Source organism: Mycobacterium basiliense (assembly GCF_900292015.1).
GTDB lineage: Bacteria > Actinomycetota > Actinomycetes > Mycobacteriales > Mycobacteriaceae > Mycobacterium > Mycobacterium basiliense.
Genome location: NZ_LR130759.1, coordinates 1,572,034 through 1,590,488, shown reverse-complemented (window position 1 = coordinate 1,590,488; position 18,455 = coordinate 1,572,034). Strand labels below are relative to the sequence as shown.

General features: G+C 65.3%; 17 protein-coding genes. 9 read left to right on the top strand and 8 right to left on the bottom strand.

Translation table 11 applies throughout. From position 1 onward, the window contains the following. Positions 1–3: 3 nt before the first annotated feature. The 4 genes from MB901379_RS06795 to MB901379_RS06780 form a co-directional block, all read right to left on the bottom strand. Positions 4–630: a GNAT family N-acetyltransferase gene (locus tag MB901379_RS06795; protein WP_158015917.1), complete on the bottom strand. Its 627-nt coding sequence runs from the start codon at positions 628–630 to the stop codon at positions 4–6. 13 nt (positions 631–643) lie between these two features. Continuing rightward, the gene (locus tag MB901379_RS06790; protein ID WP_158015916.1) at positions 644–1,522 is read right to left on the bottom strand and encodes an LLM class F420-dependent oxidoreductase; all 879 of its coding nucleotides are present in this window, start codon (positions 1,520–1,522) and stop codon (positions 644–646) included. 43 nt (positions 1,523–1,565) lie between these two features. After that, on the bottom strand, positions 1,566–1,922 hold the full coding sequence (locus MB901379_RS06785; RefSeq protein WP_158015915.1) for a DUF488 domain-containing protein: 357 nt from the start codon (positions 1,920–1,922) through the stop codon (positions 1,566–1,568). Between the two features lie 126 nt (positions 1,923–2,048). Beyond that, the gene (locus MB901379_RS06780) at positions 2,049–2,966 is read right to left on the bottom strand and encodes an HpcH/HpaI aldolase/citrate lyase family protein (RefSeq protein ID WP_158019005.1); all 918 of its coding nucleotides are present in this window, start codon (positions 2,964–2,966) and stop codon (positions 2,049–2,051) included. A 268-nt stretch (positions 2,967–3,234) separates the two neighbouring features. Between MB901379_RS06780 and MB901379_RS06775 the strand changes: the two genes are divergently transcribed. Then, positions 3,235–3,702 carry an SRPBCC family protein gene (locus MB901379_RS06775; RefSeq protein WP_158015914.1) on the top strand — a complete coding sequence of 156 codons (468 nt, stop codon included), beginning with the start codon at positions 3,235–3,237 and terminating at the stop codon, positions 3,700–3,702. After that, on the top strand, positions 3,695–5,509 hold the full coding sequence (locus MB901379_RS06770; RefSeq protein ID WP_158015913.1) for a sulfatase-like hydrolase/transferase: 1,815 nt from the start codon (positions 3,695–3,697) through the stop codon (positions 5,507–5,509). The genes MB901379_RS06775 and MB901379_RS06770 overlap by 8 nt, the downstream gene beginning before the upstream one ends. Positions 5,510–5,539: 30 nt before the next feature. On the opposite strand, the gene MB901379_RS06765 is transcribed toward MB901379_RS06770, so the two are convergent. The 3 genes from MB901379_RS06765 to MB901379_RS06755 all read right to left on the bottom strand — a co-directional run bounded on the left by MB901379_RS06765 (position 5,540) and on the right by MB901379_RS06755 (position 7,276). Next, the gene (locus tag MB901379_RS06765; protein WP_158015912.1) at positions 5,540–5,926 is read right to left on the bottom strand and encodes a DUF2750 domain-containing protein; all 387 of its coding nucleotides are present in this window, start codon (positions 5,924–5,926) and stop codon (positions 5,540–5,542) included. 63 nt (positions 5,927–5,989) lie between these two features. Beyond that, positions 5,990–6,853 carry an LLM class F420-dependent oxidoreductase gene (locus MB901379_RS06760; protein ID WP_158015911.1) on the bottom strand — a complete coding sequence of 288 codons (864 nt, stop codon included), beginning with the start codon at positions 6,851–6,853 and terminating at the stop codon, positions 5,990–5,992. 18 nt (positions 6,854–6,871) lie between these two features. After that, positions 6,872–7,276, bottom strand: coding sequence for a DUF4267 domain-containing protein (locus tag MB901379_RS06755; RefSeq protein ID WP_158015910.1), 405 nt, complete (start codon positions 7,274–7,276; stop codon positions 6,872–6,874). A 90-nt stretch (positions 7,277–7,366) separates the two neighbouring features. On the opposite strand from MB901379_RS06755, the gene MB901379_RS06750 reads away from it, so the two are divergent. Further along, the gene (locus tag MB901379_RS06750; protein WP_197717889.1) at positions 7,367–8,812 is read left to right on the top strand and encodes a protein adenylyltransferase SelO; all 1,446 of its coding nucleotides are present in this window, start codon (positions 7,367–7,369) and stop codon (positions 8,810–8,812) included. Positions 8,813–8,896: 84 nt separating this feature from the next. Here the strand turns inward: MB901379_RS06750 and MB901379_RS06745 are convergent, their stop codons facing one another. Continuing rightward, a complete protein-coding gene (locus tag MB901379_RS06745; RefSeq protein WP_158015908.1) occupies positions 8,897–10,483 on the bottom strand; it encodes a PE family protein in 1,587 nt (528 codons plus the stop codon). A gap of 441 nt (positions 10,484–10,924) precedes the next feature. Here MB901379_RS06745 and MB901379_RS06740 point away from each other — a divergent pair, with 441 nt between their 5' ends. The 6 genes from MB901379_RS06740 to miaB all read left to right on the top strand — a co-directional run bounded on the left by MB901379_RS06740 (position 10,925) and on the right by miaB (position 18,379). Beyond that, entirely contained in the window at positions 10,925–11,815 is an 891-nt protein-coding gene (locus tag MB901379_RS06740; RefSeq protein ID WP_158015907.1) for an Rv3090 family protease, read from the top strand. Positions 11,816–11,853: 38 nt separating this feature from the next. Further along, on the top strand, positions 11,854–13,545 hold the full coding sequence (locus MB901379_RS06735) for a patatin-like phospholipase family protein (RefSeq protein ID WP_158015906.1): 1,692 nt from the start codon (positions 11,854–11,856) through the stop codon (positions 13,543–13,545). 46 nt (positions 13,546–13,591) lie between these two features. Beyond that, entirely contained in the window at positions 13,592–14,245 is a 654-nt protein-coding gene (locus MB901379_RS06730) for a DUF732 domain-containing protein (protein ID WP_158019004.1), read from the top strand. A gap of 81 nt (positions 14,246–14,326) precedes the next feature. After that, complete coding sequence (locus MB901379_RS06725) at positions 14,327–15,019, top strand: TetR/AcrR family transcriptional regulator (protein WP_158015905.1); 693 nt, start codon at positions 14,327–14,329, stop codon at positions 15,017–15,019. A gap of 12 nt (positions 15,020–15,031) precedes the next feature. After that, positions 15,032–15,835: an SDR family NAD(P)-dependent oxidoreductase gene (locus tag MB901379_RS06720; protein ID WP_158015904.1), complete on the top strand. Its 804-nt coding sequence runs from the start codon at positions 15,032–15,034 to the stop codon at positions 15,833–15,835. A gap of 951 nt (positions 15,836–16,786) precedes the next feature. Further along, positions 16,787–18,379, top strand: a complete 1,593-nt coding sequence (miaB, locus tag MB901379_RS06715; RefSeq protein ID WP_408632366.1) for a tRNA (N6-isopentenyl adenosine(37)-C2)-methylthiotransferase MiaB — start codon at positions 16,787–16,789, stop codon at positions 18,377–18,379. Positions 18,380–18,455 lie beyond the last annotated feature (76 nt).

Below are 18,455 nucleotides of genomic sequence, written 5' to 3'. Positions count from 1 at the left end.
CGGCTAGGTCTCGCGCACACCGGGCACGTCGTCGAGCGTCCGTGGCAGTACGTAAAGTGCTACCCGCCGATTTGCCACATCGTGCTCGCCGAGAAAGACGCAACCGACGTTGTCGAAAAACTGCCTGGTGCCCTTGCTTCGATGATCGGGGGCGAAAATGATTCGGCGACATTGCGACTCGGCATTCAGCACGCTGGCTACAAAGTGCGGTAGGAGCAGCTGAGCGATTCCCATGTTGATGATGTCCGGGTCGGCGTTTGCGGCGTGGATGCCTAGATCAAAAGGATCCGACTCGTATCGGGTAGAGATGACATCCCTTGCAGCCCGGTATAATTCGAGGTAACCGTGATATTGGCCGTGCAGGCCGCCGACGTACGGTCGCGAGTAGTTGCCGTCAAGCTGAGCCTGCAGGTATCGACGCCATCGCGATGCCGGCCATGCAGATTCCCATGCTCGGGCCAGATGCGGCCTTCTCATCCACTCGGCGATCATCTCAACGTCGGCGCCCGGATCGGCCAGACGAAACGCATACGGGCTGGGCACCTCTGGCGTTGGCGGCGGTGGCACGTTACGGACCTCGTCGCTGAGGTCGGTCAGTTCCCGTGGAAACAGCACGTCGGCGTCACTCATGTCAGCTGGGACCTTACCTAACCTGCACCGCGGGCAACCAGTAATCGGCCAGTGCCGAAGCCCAGTGCGCTACCGCGTCGGCATCCTCCGGCGGCGACTCGACCAGTACCAACTCGTCAACGCCGAGATTGGCCAGCACCGCGACATCACTGGCCTGCGGGTTCCGCAGAGCCACTGACAGCCGTAGCTCCTGACGATCGCGCCCCGATTCGGCACACAAACGTTCCAGCGTGCCGACCCGTTCGCACACCCCGGCGACACCGTCTAGGTTGAACCCGTACCACCCGTCTCCCCAGGCCGCCACTCTCGCCAACGCCGCATCGCTGTTGCCCCCGACCATGACCGGCAGGTGACGATCGCGCACCGGCTTCGGGTTGACGCGCACGGAGTCGAACGCGACGAACTTTCCGGTGAAGGAGGCGACGTCCTCACGCCACAACGTGCGCATCGCGGCGACATACTCGGTGGTGCGCGCGGCGCGCTGCTCGAATGGCACCCCCAGCGCCGCAAATTCTTCCCTGGCCCACCCAATGCCCACACCGAGGGTCAAGCGCCCACCACTGAGCCGATCCAGACTCGCTGACTGCTTGGCCACCACCACCGGGTTGTGTTCGGGCAGCAGTAAGACGCCGGTCGCCACCTCGATCCGGGACGATGCTGCGGCGGCGAAACCCAGCGTGATCATTGGATCCAGCCAATCGGCGTCAGCCGGAACCGCGATGGCGCCGTCGTCGGAGTACGGGTACCGCGAAGTCGGACGATCCACCATCACCACATGTTCGCCCGCCCACAGGGTGGCAAAACCGGCCTCGTCGGCGGCGGATGCGACCGCATCGATCACCGCCCGATCGGCGCCGACTCCGATTCCAAGCGCATGCAATCCCAGTTGCACCCGACGATCGTCTCACGCCGCCGCACCACCGGATCGGTGATGCTCAGCGACGTGCCAGCAGGTTCGCCAGCACCGCGACATGGCTGCCTGCCACTTCGCGGGTGGCGGTGACCAGGGTGACGACACCGCGCTTGGCCTGCGTACGCAGTTCGGCTAGCTCTGGGCTGCCGCAGAGCTCCGCCTCGTAGCGTGCCGCGAATTCGTCGAAGCGCTCGGGTTGGTGTTGATACCACTGACGTAATTCCGTCGATGGTGCGACACCCTTGCACCAGGTGCCCACCCGCGGGTCGTCCTTGCGGATGCCGCGCGGCCAGATGCGGTCGACCAGAACGCGCTGGCCTTCGTCTGGGTCGATGTCGTCATAGACCCGAGCCATCCGGATCCCCGTTGTGCGGCTCATACCGCGAGGGTATCGCCGAGCCCGCTCGCCGAGATGGACGTTTTGCAGGTCTGCTCTCGCACTTTGTCTGCAAAACGTCAATCTGGCCGTACAGGTCGGCAGGTACCGTTCGACCCGGTTACCGGTTCAGTAGTGGTAGGTGTCCGACGGAGCGGGCGAGTGCACCGGCTCGTCCTCGAAGTCCGACGCTTCAATCCCGTAGGAGCGGGCCAGATCGAGGATCTTGGTGGCCCGGGCGATCCGTGGCAAGTCGGACCCGTTGCGGATCTGTCCCCCGTCACGTTCGAACTCAGCGAAAAACTCCTTGGCCCAGCCGATTTCGTCCTGTGAGGGCGACAGTCCTTCGTTGACCACCGAACACTGTTCCGGGGAAAGGCAGATCTTTCCGGTCATGCCGAACTCGACGGAGACCGCGGTGGCCTCGATGAGTTTCAGCGGGTTGGAGCCAATGGTGGGGCCGTCGATCGCGCTGGGCAGGCCAGCCGCCTTGGCAGCGATGGTAAAGCGTGACCGCGCATAGGCCAGGGTGGTGGGATCCTCGCCGAATCCGGTGTCCCGGCGAAAGTCGCCGATCCCGAACGCGAGCCGGAAGGTGCCTTTGGCCGCGGCGATCTCGGTGATGCGCTCCAGCCCTCGCGCCGTCTCCACCAGCGCCACGATCGGCACGTTGGGCAGGCGTCGCGCGGTCTCGGTGACATGGTCCACCGATTCGACCATCGCCAGCATCACCCCACCGACCGATCCCCCGGCCAGGGTGGCAATGTCATCGGCCCACCACGGGGTGCCGAAGCCATTGATACGAACCCAGTCGTTGTTGCCGCCACCGAGCCAACGCATCACGTTGTCGCGGGCGCTGGCCTTGTCTTTGGGCGCCACCGCATCTTCGATGTCGAGGACCACGATGTCGGCGCGCGAATGCGACGCGGCCTCGAACCGGTCGGCATGCGTGCCATTGACCAGCAACCAGCTACGAGCCAGCACCGGATCGATACGCGAGCCAATCTCCGCGGGATCCACGGTGTCGGAGTTGACGTGGTCATACATTGCGTACTCGGCCGCCTGTTCATTGCCGTAGGAGCTAGTAGTGCTTAACGGTAGCGACACCGCAAGGCCGGTGATCAGGCCGCCTGCCCTTTCTTGCTGTCGCTACCGCGCAAAGCGACCGGGCCCATCGGCGGTGGCCGGTGGCGACGCATCCGGTTGCCGGCCATCATCGCGATATCCGCCAGAGGGCAGTAGGGCCGGCCCCACCTGCGCCGATATCGGCGGGCGCTAACCCAATAACCGCGACCGCATCATAAAGCTGCGCGTCATGGTGTTGGATGGCGGAGTGGCAGACATCAGCCGCAGCCGGACCATAGCCGCCCAGCCGCGGGAGATCTGGGACATCCTTGCCGACTTCGGAGCCTTGAGTTCGTGGGCGGACGGCGTCGACCACTCGTGCGTGTTGAACCATGGCCCCAACGGTGCGCTCCTAGGCACCACCCGCCGCGTGCAAGTAGGCGGCAACGCGCTAATCGAACGCATCACCGAGTTCGACGCACCCACCACTTTGGCCTACGACATCGAGGGTCTACCGACACGGCTACGCAACGTAGCCAATCGCTGGACATTGCAGCCCGACGGCGACGCCACGGTGGTGCGTTTGACCAGCACAATCGAGGTCGGCACCGGCCGGCCGGCGCAGATGCTGCAGTGGGTGGCCCTGCGTGCCCTGGCCAAACAGTCCGACGCGATGCTCGCGGGACTGGCGAACCGATTGGAGCAGACACATGCCTGAGCGCCCCGACATCGTCATTGTGATGACCGACGAGGAGCGGGCGGTGCCGCCCTATGAGTCGGCCGGTGTCTTGGCCTGGAGGCAGCGCACCCTGACCGGCCGACGGTGGTTCGACGAGCATGGAGTGAGTTTCACCCGGCATTACACCGGTTCGTTGGCGTGCGTGCCCAGCCGCCCGACGATATTTACCGGTCAATATCCGGACCTGCACGGAGTTACCCAGACCGATGGCATCGGCAAAAGGTACGACGATTCGCGATTGCGCTGGCTACGCCCCGGCGAGGTGCCGACGCTGGGTAACTGGTTTCGCGCGGCGGGCTACGACACCCACTACGACGGCAAGTGGCACATCTCGCATGCCGACCTCGAGGACCCGGCGACGGGTGGCTCACTGGCCACCAACGACGATGACGGCATCATCGACCCGGCCGCTGTGCAGCGCTACCTCGACGCCGATCCGCTGGATTCCTATGGTTTTTCGGGCTGGGTGGGCCCGGAACCACATGGCGCGGGTATGGCCAATTGCGGTCTGCGCCGCGATCCGCTAGTCGCCGACCGGGTGGTGGCGTGGTTGACAGACCGCTATGCCCGTCGTCGCGCCGGTGACCAGGCGGCAATGCGCCCCTTCCTGCTGGTGGCCAGCTTCGTCAACCCGCACGACGTCGTGCTGTTCCCCGCATGGGTCCGACGCAATCCGCTACGACCTTCTCCGCTGGACCCGCCGCATGTGCCTGCCCCACCTACCGCCGACGAAAATCTGGCGACTAAGCCGGCCGCACAGATCGCCTTCCGAGAGTCGTACTACTCGGGGTACGGTCCGGCCCGCCTTATCCGACGCACCTACGAACGCAACGAGCAGCGTTACCGCGACCTCTATTACCGCCTGCACGCCGAGGTCGACGGACCGATCGACCGGGTGCGCCGGGCCGTCACCGAAGGCGGATCCGACAACGCGATCTTGGTCCGCACCTCGGACCACGGCGATCTACTCGGGGCGCACGGCGGGCTGCATCAGAAGTGGTTCAACCTGTACGACGAGGCCACCCGGGTGCCTTTTGTCATCGCCCGGATTGGCGACAACGCCACCACGGCCCGTACCGTTTCCGCGCCGACATCACATGTCGACCTGGTGCCGACGCTGCTCGGCGCGGCCGGCATAGATGTGGATGGTGTGGCCGCAGCCCTCGCGAGGTCGTTCACCGAGGTGCATCCGCTGCCCGGCCGCGACCTGATGCCGGTGGTGGACGGGGCTTCGGCCGACGACGGTCGGGCGGTCTATTTGATGACGCGCGACAACGTGCTCGAAGGCGACACCGGAGCATCAGCGCTATCTCGCCAACTGGGCCGCACCGTGAATCCACCGGCGCCGCTGCGCATCAAGCTGCCCGCGCATGTCGCCGCCAACTTCGAGGGGCTGGTTCTGCGGGTCGACGATTCCGACGCGGTCGGCGGTGGGGGCCACTTGTGGAAGCTGGTGCGTACCTTCGACGACCCGGGCACCTGGACCGAACCCGGCGTACGTCATCTGGCCAGCAATGGCATCGGCGGCGAGGCGTATCGCACCGATCCGATCGACGACCAATGGGAGCTCTACAACCTCACCGTCGATCCCACCGAATCCGACAACCGATGGACCGACCCCGAATTGCACGAGCTGCGACAGCAGCTACGGATGCAGCTCAAGCAGGCGCGCGCGGCATCGGTACCGGAGCGAAATCAACCTTGGCCGTACGCCAATCGACAGCCACCGCAGGCTGAGCCGTCACGGCGCGTCGTCCGTCGTCTGTGGGGTCGGTTCGGGCGCTAATCAGCCTGTGACGGGCGCGCACATGACCGGTTATGGCACCGGCTCGGCGAGCAGCACCCGGGCCAGCTCGATGGGCTCGATCTCGATGCCGGCGAGATCGGCGTTGAAATCGGGCCCCAGCAGGTCACCGCTTTCGTGCATCGTCTTTAGGGGCCCGGCGATGAATTCCTCAAGGTCCAGCGACGCCGCCTCCCAGTCGGCCCATTCCGCGGTGGCGTGCTGACGCGCGTACGCGGCCGCAGAGTAGATCAGATGTACGCGGACTGGCTGATCGTCTTCGGTCACGTACTGATTCGACTGCACCCACGCTCCCCGCAAGTCGGGGCTTACCAGCACCCAGACTTTGCTCGTCTCGCGCACGCAGTCGACAAAGCGCTGATAACGCAGCTCCAAGTCGGCTGTCAGGTGTAAGGCCACACCCCACTCTAACTCCTAGAACGCGAACGACTTTCGATTACGCCGGGTGGTTTGGCGCAAAATTCACCGTGCCGTCGGGCTCGTCGGGGCCGTCGGGGTCTGGGTCAGCTGGTCGAGTTCGGTAACAAGCCGGTCCAGATACCGAAGGGTGTCGTCGCGCGGCTCAGTGGGCAACTCCAGCAGGATTCGCTCGACCCCGAGGGGCAGATAGCCGGCAAGATCCTTCGGTGTCACCTCGCCCCACTGGCACACGGTCACCGGCACGTAACCACCCGCCATGGCGCGCAGTTCGGCGAGCGCGCCGGATAGGACCTCCGCTGACGGGGTTATCGCCATCCACCCGGCATTGAGTCGGGTGATGCGCTGGAAGTTCGCCGGTCCGCCGCCCACGTACAGCGGCGGATGCGGCTTTGTCAGCGGTTTCGGCCAACAGTAGATCGGTTCGAAGTCGACATATTTGCCATGAAACTCCGCCTCGTCCTGCGTCCAGATCTCGATCATCGCGCCCAGGCGTTCGTCGGCGACCCGTCCACGCACCGCCGGATCGACACCATGATTGGCAATTTCTTCGCGCAACCAGCCCACACCGACGCCCAAAAGAAATCGTCCCTGCGACACCAGGTCCAGCGAGGCAACCTCTTTGGCCATCAGGATCGGATCCCGTTCCGGGATCAATGCGATCCCGGTGCCTAGGGCCAGCGTCTCGGTGGCCCCCGCCGCCGCGGTCAACGCCACGAACGGATCCATCGTGCGGTAGTACTTCGGCGGAATCGGCCCACCACCTGGATAAGGACTTCGCGTGTTCACCGGGATGTGGGTGTGCTCGGCCAGAAAGAGTGACTCAAACCCGCGCTCCTCGAGCGCCGCACCCAGCTCCGCAGGGCCGATTCCCTGGTCGGTGACAAAGCTCAGAACGCCGAAACGCATGCCTTCTCCCCCACGCAACTAATCGACGTCAAGGTCCGGCGTGCCCGCCCCGGTGCTCCGTCGCGCGGCACCCCAAAGCCCAACGCCGACGCCGATCAGCGCTCCGCCGAGCCCGATGAGCTGTTGCGAGCGCTTCATCTCGTCGTGCACGCTCATCCCGCCGAGCAGGTCGGCTGCGTCCGCGCCGGCCGACGCAAGAAACCAGCCACGGGTGTTCTTGCTGCGCAGTGCTGCTGTTGCCAGCAGTCCGCCGATCAACGCGTCGCGATATCCCATCGATCGCAACAGCAGCCGCGCCGTCGGCGAGGACTCCTGCGCATCGTCGCCCCACAACCTGTTTGCCCGAACCGGGTCGACCAAAAAGGAGATGCCAGAAGCGAGTCGGATGCTGCCCGCGACCAGCGCGGCACGGTCGATCGACATGACGGGCAGCCTAGGGGGAAATGTTTCGGCAGGGAATGGGGATGGCGCCGATCGCTCCGTAATCTGGGTGAAGTGAGCCTTGCACCAGATATGGCCGTCGCACTGCAGGACCGGTTCTCCCGTGAGCTGCCCGAGATGGCGGTGCGCTGGCAGGCCGACGCACCTCCCGACGCACGGCTATTGGTGCTCAATGAGCCGCTGAGCAAAAACCTCGGCCTCGACCCCAGGTGGCTACGCGGTACCGATGGGGTGCGGTTCCTGGTGGGCAACCTGCTGCCCAGCGGGGCCGCTCCGGTAGCCCAGGCCTACGCGGGGCATCAGTTCGGCGGGTTCGTCCCGCGCCTGGGAGATGGCCGCGCCCTGCTGCTTGGCGAGCTCGTCGACGCCAACGGGCGCGTGCATGACATCCACCTCAAAGGGTCCGGGCGCACGCCGTTCGCCCGTGGCGGCGACGGCCTGGCGGTGGTCGGACCGATGCTGCGCGAGTACGTCATCAGCGAAGCGATGCACGCCCTGGGTATCCCGACCACACGATCCCTGGCCGTGGTGGCCACCGGTCGGCCGGTGCAGCGAGACACGGTGCAGCCCGGTGCACTATTGGTCCGCGTCGCGGGCAGCCATCTGCGGGTGGGGAGCTTTCAGTATGCGGCGATCACCGGCAACGTCGAGCTGCTGCGGCGGCTGGCCGACCATGCCATTGCCCGCCACTATCCCAGCGCTGCCCGGGCGGAGCGCCCATACCTTGCCCTGTTCGAGTCGGTAGCCGCGGTGCAGGGCTCGCTGCTGGCGCAATGGATGCTCGTCGGGTTTGTTCACGGCGTGATGAACACCGACAACATGACGATCTCCGGCGAAACCATCGACTACGGACCGTGCGCCTTCATGGAGGCCTACCACCCCGACACCGTCTTCAGCTCGATCGATCACTGGGGGCGCTACGCCTACGGCAACCAGCCGGTCATCGCGGGGTGGAACCTCGCCCGGTTCGCCGAGGCGCTTCTTCCGTTGCTATCCGACGACACACAGGAGGCGATCGCCCTCGCGGAGCAGTCGTTCCGGGCGTTCCACACCCAGTACGACAGGGTCTGGTCGACCGGTATGCTCGCCAAGCTCGGACTGCCTGGTGTTGTCGACGCTGAAACGGTCAAGCCGTTGGCGGACGAGTTGCTCGAGCTTCTGCAGGAGGGCCGCGTCGACTACACCTCCTTTTTTCGTCACCTCGGCAAGGCAGCCCGTTGCGACGTCGAACCGGCCCGAAGTTTGTTCGCCGACCCGGCGAGCTTCGACTGCTGGCTGTCGCGATGGCAGGCGCTGGGCCCGGACGCCGAAGTGATCGATGAGGTCAATCCGATTTATATCCCCCGCAACCATCTCGTCGAAGAGGCCCTGACGGCGGCGACGGAGGGCGATCTCGATCTCGTGCAGCGGCTCCTGACGGCCGTCACGTCTCCCTACCTGGAACGAGCGGGCCTCGAGCGCTACGCCAGCCCTGCCCCGGAGGATTTCGGCAGCTATCGCACCTTCTGCGGAACCTGACCGGCCCCAGCAAATGCGTGCCCGGCGCTACTGCCAACATCGGGCTGTCGCCCGTGTCAACAACGAAGTAGGCCTGCCTGGCCTCTACGTCGCGGTCCCATCGGCGCCGGCAACGCCGTGGTTGCCCAGCAACCGTCCGCCAGTACCGCCAGTACCACCAGTTCCGGGACTAGCGGGAATGCCGAGCGTGACGTTGCCGCCGCTACCCCCATTGCCGCCGTCGCCAATCTGACCTATGGCGCTGCCGCCGTCGCCGCCATTGCCGCCGTTGGCGCCACCGGCACCGGTACCGCCGTTGCCGCCGAACCCGCCGCTACCGAATACCAACCCGCCGACCCCGCCGTCACCGCCGGACCCGGCGATGCGCCCGGTACCTAGGCTGCCATTTTGGCCGGATCCACCGGCGCCGCCGAATCCGCCAGCGCCAACCAGCTTGGCGTTACCACCGGCACCGCCATTCCCACCGCTGCCGCCGAAGTTGGCACTGTTGCCGCCGTTTCCGCCTGCCCCGCCGTTGCCGCCGTTGCCAAACCAACCGCCCGCTCCGCCCGCACCGCCCGCTCCACCGTCCCCAGTGTTGAGATTGTTGCCGCCGTGGCCGCCGGTGCCACCGGTGCCGACCAGCCCGATGGCGTCACCACCGATCCCAGCGGCTCCCGCTTTGGCACCACCAGCGCCGGCACCACCATCACCACCGAGCCCACCATCGCCGAACACGAGTCCGCCCGCTCCGCCGACACCGCCAGCCCCGCCGGCCTCGCCGAGGGACAAGCCGGCACCGCCGGTACCGCCGTGGCCGCCAGCGCCAAACAACGTCGCGTTCCCGCCGGCACCGCCGGCACCGCCGGTACCCCCCGACACCACCCCGCTGCCGTTGCCGCCAGCGCCCCCATTGCCGAACACACCACCATTGCCGCCACTGCCACCGGCTCCGCCATTGCCGGCGTTGACGGTCCCGCCGGCTCCGCCGACACCCCCGTTGCCGATCAACCCACCGTTCCCGCCGTCCCCGCCGGCCCCCCCGAACCCGCTGAGCCCGGTGTTCGCACCACCGGTTCCGCCGGGGCCGCCACCGCCGTACAGCCACCCTCCGTTGCCGCCGGCCCCGCCGACTCCGCCGTTGGCACCAAAAGCGGTGGCGGCGCCGCCGGCACCACCTGCACCTCCGTAGCCGATCAACCCGGCATTGCCGCCGCGACCCCCGGGCTGGCCGGGATCCGAGCCGGATCCGGCGGCGCCGGAGCCGCCGGATCCGCCGTTTCCGTATAGCAACCCACCGTCCCCGCCGTTCTGCCCGGTGCCTGGTGTCCCGTTGGCGCCGTTGCCGATCAGCGGACGCCCAATCAACGCCTCTGTTGGCGCGTTGATCACGCTGAGGAGTTGCTGAGCCGCGGCCGCCTCGGCGTAGGCATACGAACCGGCAGCGGCATTCAAGGACCGCACAAATTGCTCATGGAACAACGCCGCTCGGGCGCTGAACGCTTGATACTCCTGCGCGTGCTCGCTGACCAACGACGCGATCGCCGCCGATACCTCATCGAAACCGGGCGCCATCACGTTCGTTGTCAGGGCCACCGACGCTGCGTTCGCGGCATTCACTGACAAGGCAATGTTCGCCAAGTCCCTGGCCGCCTCCGTCAGCAGCTGTGGCGCGGCGATCAGATACGACATCTGCCCTCCCTCCCACTGTAGGCACAGCGTATCGGCACACAGAGCACGCCGGACCCATCTTTGACAAATTCTGTCCAGGTCCATGGGGGCCGATTCCCTGCTCACGGTCCGCCCATCCGCTCAGACCGGCATCCGGTCATCATCGCGATTCCCCGAAAGACGTTGAATTACAGGAGAACTCGTTCAGCCAAGGCGAAGTTCACGGGACGCTCCCGCGAGGGGCGATGCGGTGCGGGTGTGCGACGAAGATCCACGCCCTGACCGATGGGCCAGAGGCCCCGGCCGCGGTGTTGATTGCCGGGCAGACGGCGTCGATCCGCAGTAGTCAGTTGCGCTGGACGATTATGGCGGGGCGTGCAGGGACGGGACATGGTATGCCCGCCTAGTGTTCTCCCTACCCGGCTGGACAAAACGGCACCGAGGGATCGAAGGAGCTAACCGATGACATGGGAGATTGTGCTGTTCACCATGTGCTTGATCGTCGCGGGCGTGGCGGCGCTGCTATGGAGGTTCACCGGCGATGAGAAAGCGCGTGGCCGGGGCAAATTCGTGACGATAGCCGCGCTGGCGGCTGCGGTCCTGTTTTTCCTGCTGGGTTGTTTCACCATCGTGGGGACCCGTCAAATCGCGATCGTCACTACCTTCGGCCGCCCTACCGGAGTCAGCCTGAACAACGGCTTTCACGGCAAGTGGCCCTGGCAGATGACCCACCAGATGGATGGCGCGGTGCAGATCGACAAGTACGTCAAGGAAGGCAATAGCGACCAACGCATCACCGTGCGGCTGGGCAATCAATCCACCGCCCTAGCCGACGTCAGCATCCGCTGGCAGCTCAAGCAGGCCGCCGCACCCGAACTCTTCCAGCAGTACAAGACCTTCGACAACGTGCGGGTGAATCTGATCGAGCGCAATCTATCGGTCGCGCTCAACGAGGTGTTCGCCGCGTTCAACCCCTTGGACCCACAGAACCTCGACGTGTCCCCGCTGCCCAACTTGGCCAAGCGAGCCGCCGACATCATGCGCCAGGACGTGGGCGGCCAGGTCGACATCTTCGACGTGAATGTGCCCACCATCCAGTACGACCAAGGCACGGAAGACAAGATCAACCAGCTCAACCAACAGCGCGCACAGACCTCCATCGCGGTGGAGGCCCAGCGCACCGCGGAGGCCCAGGCCAAAGCCAACGAGATCCTGTCCCGCTCGATCAGCAACGATCCGAACGTGGTGGTGCAGAACTGCATTACGGCCGCGATCAACAAGGGCATCAGTCCGCTAGGTTGCTGGCCGGGCAGCTCGGCGCTGCCGACCGTCTCGGTGCCGCCTGTACGGTAGCGGCGAGAGCACACGATCAACATGAGAAGGTTGATCTGATGCAGATCCCGTTTGCCGATGCGCTACTTCGCCGCTTCGGGCGCCACGCGGCCACGTTTGACCTGATCGACGAGATCGACGTTGAGACCCAGGACATCGACAATTCTCTGGACACCGTCGACTTGCCGTCGGCCGAGCCGACGCAGCTGCTGCAAAAGATGGAGAACCGGCTGGTTCGACAACACCTCGCGAACCCGGACGTGTTGGCTATCGAGGAATTGCGCAAACTGCGCTACCTGCTCAACTTCGCCAGACTCACCGACTTCGAGCCAGGTGCCGCGGGTCCTGGCGGCAGCCGTGGTCGCGGTGACGTGTCGGTGGGAGCCGAGATCGCGCCCTGGCGGTCCAGGGTCACCGACCGGCTGTATGGGCCGTTGCGTGAGGAGCCAGATCCGGTGACGGCGCTCAAGGCTGCCCGCGATGCGCTGGACAGCCTGGCGGCCGATCAAAAGGATCAGCGCCAAGTGCTCATCGAACGCCACGGCAATGACTTTTCCGCTGCCGATCTCGATTCCGAGGTCGGCTACAAGAAACTTGTCACCATCCTCGGGGGCGGCGGCGGGGCAGGTTTCGTCTACATCGGTGGCATGCAGCGATTGCTGGCGGCCGGCCAAGTTCCCGACTACATGATCGGCTCGTCGTTCGGGTCGATCATCGGCAGTCTGGTGGCTCGCGCCCTGCCGGTGCCGATCGAGGATTACATGGCCTGGGCGAAGACGGTCTCCTACCGCGCCATCCTCGGCCCCGAGCGTCTGCGCCGCCGGCACGGCTTGGCCGGCGCATTCGCGCTGCGTTTCGACCAGTTCGCCCTTCCCATGCTCAGCCGGGAAGACGGCGTTCGGATGCGCATGTCGGACCTGGCGATCCCGTTCGACATCGTCATTGCCGGAGTGCGGAGGCAGCCTTACGCCGCGCTGCCGTCCCGATTTCGCCGTCCGGAATTGGCGGCCCTCGAGTTGCGGTCGCTGCCCTTCCGCCCGATCGGCATCGGGCCGCTGCTGGCGGCTCGACTGTGGCAGGTGTCCGCGTTCATCGACCTGCGAGTGGTCAAGCCCATCGTGATCAGCGGTGACGATCCGGCCCGAGACTTCGACGTCGTCGACGCCGCGTCGTTCTCATCGGCCGTCCCCGGCGTGCTGCACCACGAAACCAGCGATCACCGCATGCTCTCGCTCCTCGATGCGCTGTGCGCCGACCAGGACATCGCGGCGCTCGTCGACGGCGGTGCGGCCAGCAATGTACCGATCGAACTGGCCTGGAAGCGAGTCCGCGACGGCGTGCTGGGCACCCGCAACGCGTGCTATCTGGCGTTCGACTGTTTCCATCCGCAATGGGACTCCCGACACATGTGGTTGGCTCCCATCACCCAGGCGATCCAGCTGCAGATGGTGCGCAATCTCCCCTACGTGGATCACCTGGTCAGATTCCAACCGACCCTGTCACCGATCAATCTGGCGCCCTCCGCCGCCGCCATCGACCGCGCATGCGAATGGGGACGCAGCAGCGTCGAGGAGGCGATGCCGGTCACGTCGGCGCTGTTGCAGCCCACCTGGTGGGAAGGCGACGGTCCGCCGGCCGCCGAACCCCACCTTGGCGCGAAGTCGGTGGCGTCGTCGATGAGCTCGGTGATGGCGGCGATTCACTCACCCACGGGCCGCGTCGCCAGGTGGCGAAACCGGCACCTGACGTGAGACCCGGCCCGACGAAGACCACCGGCAAACCCCGGCGATGGCTACCATGGCCTTCATGGCCGAGCCGGTCCCGGCTTCTGACGAAACCGCCGCACTCGATGGTGATGAGACCGCGGCAGTTCCGAATCCCACACCCACCGCCGCCGTCGAAACCGCATGGTCGCGCATCGACGACCGCGATGCCGCCTTAGGCACCAACGACCCGGTCGGCCTGGCGGACGGCCCGGTGGACGGCCTGGAGATGGACCGAGAAAACGCAGTCCCGGACGAGCCGGCGGCCGCCGTCCAATCCTGGCGCACCACGGTGGCCAGAGCTATCGCGCTACTGATGATCGGTCTGGGGTTTGCGGCACTCATCGTGGTCGGGGGTTGGGCGCTGACCAGGGAGAAGTCGCCCGACAAGACCGTGGTGCGAGCGTCAGCGGCACCGCCCACGGCGACCGCCACCACCGCACCGCCCACGACGACCATTGCATCCACCCCGGATCAAGACAGCGGTTACATCAAGGCACTCAACGACCGCGGCATCTCGTTCGCCAATCCCGATGCAGCGATATATAACGGCAAGCTGGTGTGCCTGAATTTCCGTCGCGGACTGACCAGAGAACAGATAGTCGCGGCGTTCCGGTCCAGCAATCCCGCCCTTGCCAATCACGCCGACGCCTACGTGGACATATCGATGCGCACATACTGCCCGTAAAGGTTGCGGTAAGCATGACGCGGCCGACCGCACCAGCGCCCATGGGTGTCTGCGACGCGTCCGCTGGGTATCTACGCAGTTATGACGCATCCCAGCGATCCGGGTGCCCGGCGGCCGGCAGACCTCACCAGCCGCTACACCCGCCGACGACACAAGCTTGCCCCGGACCCGGGCATTCGGCGTGCCATTCTGGTGGCCGCATCGATGTCGGTTCGTGAACATGGGGTTCGAGGGCTCAGCGTGGCCACCGTCCTGGACCGGGCTCAGCTGAGCACCCGAGCGTTCTACCGGCATTTCGAATCGAAGGATCAATTGGTTGCAGCGGTGTTCTTGGAGGTGGCGCGCGTTGAGGCGTTACGACTACGGACGAACATGGCCTCAGCCAGCACTCCGGTCGAGGCCGTCGCCGCGTGGATCGACACCCGACTCGACTTGGCCTTCGACGACGCGGTCAAGGCCGATCTGCGCCACCTGTCCATGGATGCTCAATCGCAGCTTCTCAATAGCCCGGAACTGGTTGAGCCCGCGTACGCCGAAACGCTGGAGCCACTCGTCGAGCAGCTTCAACTCGGCTTGGATCAAGACGTGTTCCACGATATTGATCCGGCAATCGAGGCACGGTCCATCCAGGGTGCGGTGTGGGCCAGCACCGAGCGGCAGTGGACGAGGGGCGACTGCGATCGCGATGATGTTCGCGAACGCACGGTTCGCTTCTGCCTGCGAGGGCTGGGGGTCGCGCCCGAGACGATCGCGCAAATCACGGCGTCCAATTGAGTGGGAGACACGATGGACCTGGGCCTTGCCGGATCGAAAGCCGTCGTGACCGGGGGCAGCAAGGGCATGGGTCTGGCAATAGCGGAAACCCTGGCCGCCGAAGGTGCCAGCATCACGGTCATGGCCCGGGGCCAGGCGGCGCTGGACACGGCGGTAGCGAAGCTGTTGCGCGCCGGTGCTCCGGATGCGGTGGGAATCAGCGCGGATATGGCCGATGCCGCCTCCATCACCGCCGCCTTCGATACCGTCTGCGAGCGCTGGGAACAGCTGAATTGCTTGGTACACACGATCGGGCCGGGCGACGGTTATTTCGAAGCGATGGACGACGCGGCCTGGGACGAGGCGTTCACGCTGGGCACCATGTCGGGCGTGCGGTCGATTCGCGCCGCATTACCCTTGCTCCGCGCCGCGGACTGGGCCCGCGTTGTGACCCTTTCCGCACACTCCATCCAGCGGCAGAATCCACGCATCGTCGGCTACACAGCCGCCAAGGCGGCACTGTCCAGCGTCACCAAGAACCTGTCAAAAAGTCTCGCCAAAGACGGCATCTTGGTGAACTGCGTATGCCCGGGAACCATCGTGACCGCCAGCTTCACCGAACGGCTCAAAGACATCCTGGCCGCCGATGGTCTGGATGCCACCGATCCGCACGACGTGATGACCTGGATTGACAAGCACTTTCATCAACCCTGCGATCTCGGCCGCGCAGGGCTTCCTGAGGAGATCGCCTCCATCACGGCGTACCTGGTCTCCCGACGCAACGGCTACGTCACCGGTGCGACGGTGAACGTCGACGGCGGCTCAGACTTCATCTAGCCGGCCGGCCGGAAAGCGAGCCACCGGCACAACAGCAACTCCGCAGTCCTCCTGTTCGACCCGACGCCGCCGCCGACCATCGCCACGTGGCGATCAGCGTTTGGGTACGAGTGAGTACTGAATGTCCAGACGACGCACCTGCGACGCGGGGGCGCACGGCGTATGGGCCGGGGCGAGAATTTCCCGATGAATTCGCGCATAGGACTTGTGCAGCTAGGACGCTGGGGTTTACAGTACATATCGGCACCGCTTCTCGGAAATTCAAATGGAAGCGCCCCGCACCCCCCTCAAAAGGGGGCCCGGATTGAGCCAGCCTGCACCTTCCTCAAAAGAAGGACCGGGCACCCCCGCACCCCCCTCAAAAGGGGGCTCGGACTCAGCAAACCCGCACCTTCCTCAAAAGAAGGACCGGGCACCCCCGCACCCCCCTCAAAAGGGGGCTCGGACTCAGCAAACCCGCACCTTCCTCAAAAGAAGGACCGGGCACCCCCGCACCCCCCTCAAAAGGGGGCTCGGACTCAGCAAACCCGCACCTTCCTCAAAAGAAGGACCGGGCACCCCCGCACCCCCCTCAAAAGGGGGCTCGGACTCAGCAAACCCGCACCTTCCTCAAAAGAAGGACCGGGCACCCCCGCACCCCCCTCAAAAGGGGGCTCGGACTCAGCAAACCCGCACCTTCCTCAAAAGAAGGACCGGGCACCCCCGCACCCCCCTCAAAAGGGGGCTCGGACTCAGCAAACCCGCACCTTCCTCAAAAGAAGGACCGGGCACCCCCGCACCCCCCTCAAAAGGGGGTTCGGACAACGTATATAGCTCGATTCACGATGCGACTTGTCGAATTCCCCCATTCGGGGGAATTCGATTGGTCCAATTTTTGGGTATGAGCTATTTCCGAACCCTTTGGGTGTGCGATGAAAAGTGTCGCCCTCCAGTCGAGTAAACGCCGGAGGAATAGTGACTCGAGACCACGTTGTACCCGCGCAACCGAATATGGGTGCAGGCGGGCCGGACGACAACCCGACCGCCCGCACCTACGAGGTGCGCACCTTCGGATGTCTGATGAATTCTCACGACTCCGAGCGCATGGCGGGGTTGCTCGAAGACGCGGGCTACATCAAAGCCGAACCGGGCGCGCCCGCGGATCTGGTGGTCTTCAACACCTGCGCGGTGCGTGAGAACGCCGACAACAAGCTTTACGGTTCGCTCGCGCATCTTGCCCCCATCAAGGCGAGTCGGCCGGGCATGCAAATCGCGGTCGGCGGATGTCTGGCGCAGAAGGACCGCAATATCGTGCTCGACCGGGCGCCCTGGGTGGACGTTGTTTTCGGCACACACAACATCGGTTCGCTGCCAGTCCTGTTGGAACGCTCGCGACACAACCAAGACGCGCAGGTCGAGATTCTCGAATCACTGCAGACATTCCCCTCAGCCCTTCCAGCGACGCGGGATTCTGCCTATGCCGCATGGGTGTCAATCTCGGTCGGGTGCAACAACAGCTGCACCTTTTGCATTGTGCCGTCGCTTCGGGGCAAGGAGGCCGACCGCCGCCCAGGCGACATCCTCGCCGAAGTGCAGGCTTTGGTGGACCAAGGCGTGTTGGAAATAACCTTGCTCGGCCAAAACGTCAACTCTTACGGCGTCAACTTCACCGACCTGGACCCCTCGCCGGGTCAAGAGCCCCTACCGCGGGACCGCGGTGCGTTCGCGCAGCTGCTACGTGCTTGCGGCCGCATTGAGGGTCTTGAACGAATCAGGTTCACCTCACCGCACCCGGCCGAATTCACTGACGATGTCATCACGGCGATGGCCGAGACGCCCGCCGTGTGCCCGCATTTGCATATGCCCCTGCAATCGGGCTCCGACCGAATCCTCAAAGCGATGCGCCGCTCCTACCGACGCGATCGCTACCTCGGCATCATCGACAAGGTCCGCGCCGCGATACCGGATGCGGCCATCACCACCGACATCATCGTTGGATTTCCGGGCGAATCCGAAGATGACTTCGAGCAAACCCTCGACCTGGTGGCACAAGCGCGGTTCACCAGTGCGTTCACCTTCCAATACTCGCCCCGGCCAGGAACACCCGCGGCGGACATGCCCGACCAGATTCCCAAGGACGTCGTCCAGCAACGCTTCGAACGGCTGGTAGCGCTGCAAGAGCGAATCTCACTCGAGGGCAACCGAGCCCTGATCGGAACCCGGCAGGAGCTGTTGGTCGTTGCCGGCGAAGGCCGCAAGAACGCCGCCACCTCGCGAATCAGCGGGCGCGCCCGCGACGGCCGACTGGTCCACTTCCGCCCGGATCAAGCCGACGGTTCGGTGCGGCCCGGCGATGTGGTGAATGTCGAAATCACCGGCGCCGCACCACACCATCTGATCGCAGACGGACCACTGCTGCAGCATCGCCGGACCCAAGCAGGTGATGCCGCGGAACGTGGCCAGACTCCGACAACTCGCGGCGTAGGGCTCGGCCTACCCCGCATCACCCCGCCGCAGCCCGAACCCGCTAGTTCCTGTAGGCATCCCGATCCCGTTTCCCGCTAGGGACCCGGACGGACCAATGAAACGACCTGCGCCTACCGCACCCGCGCCGGCGGCCACTCCCGCATCCCCGGTTTTC

Coding starts and splice junctions, on each gene's coding strand:
- MB901379_RS06795 (WP_158015917.1), bottom strand. CDS start 630: ATGAGTGACGCCGACGTGCTGTTTCCACGGGAACTGACCGACCTCAGC.
- MB901379_RS06740 (WP_158015907.1), top strand. CDS start 10,925: ATGACATGGGAGATTGTGCTGTTCACCATGTGCTTGATCGTCGCGGGC.
- MB901379_RS06755 (WP_158015910.1), bottom strand. CDS start 7,276: ATGTCGATCGACCGTGCCGCGCTGGTCGCGGGCAGCATCCGACTCGCT.
- MB901379_RS06750 (WP_197717889.1), top strand. CDS start 7,367: ATGGCCGTCGCACTGCAGGACCGGTTCTCCCGTGAGCTGCCCGAGATG.
- MB901379_RS06735 (WP_158015906.1), top strand. CDS start 11,854: ATGCAGATCCCGTTTGCCGATGCGCTACTTCGCCGCTTCGGGCGCCAC.
- MB901379_RS06770 (WP_158015913.1), top strand. CDS start 3,695: ATGCCTGAGCGCCCCGACATCGTCATTGTGATGACCGACGAGGAGCGG.
- MB901379_RS06780 (WP_158019005.1), bottom strand. CDS start 2,966: ATGTATGACCACGTCAACTCCGACACCGTGGATCCCGCGGAGATTGGC.
- MB901379_RS06725 (WP_158015905.1), top strand. CDS start 14,327: ATGACGCATCCCAGCGATCCGGGTGCCCGGCGGCCGGCAGACCTCACC.
- MB901379_RS06785 (WP_158015915.1), bottom strand. CDS start 1,922: ATGAGCCGCACAACGGGGATCCGGATGGCTCGGGTCTATGACGACATC.
- MB901379_RS06745 (WP_158015908.1), bottom strand. CDS start 10,483: ATGTCGTATCTGATCGCCGCGCCACAGCTGCTGACGGAGGCGGCCAGG.
- MB901379_RS06775 (WP_158015914.1), top strand. CDS start 3,235: ATGGTGTTGGATGGCGGAGTGGCAGACATCAGCCGCAGCCGGACCATA.
- MB901379_RS06760 (WP_158015911.1), bottom strand. CDS start 6,853: ATGCGTTTCGGCGTTCTGAGCTTTGTCACCGACCAGGGAATCGGCCCT.
- MB901379_RS06730 (WP_158019004.1), top strand. CDS start 13,592: ATGGCCTTCATGGCCGAGCCGGTCCCGGCTTCTGACGAAACCGCCGCA.
- MB901379_RS06720 (WP_158015904.1), top strand. CDS start 15,032: ATGGACCTGGGCCTTGCCGGATCGAAAGCCGTCGTGACCGGGGGCAGC.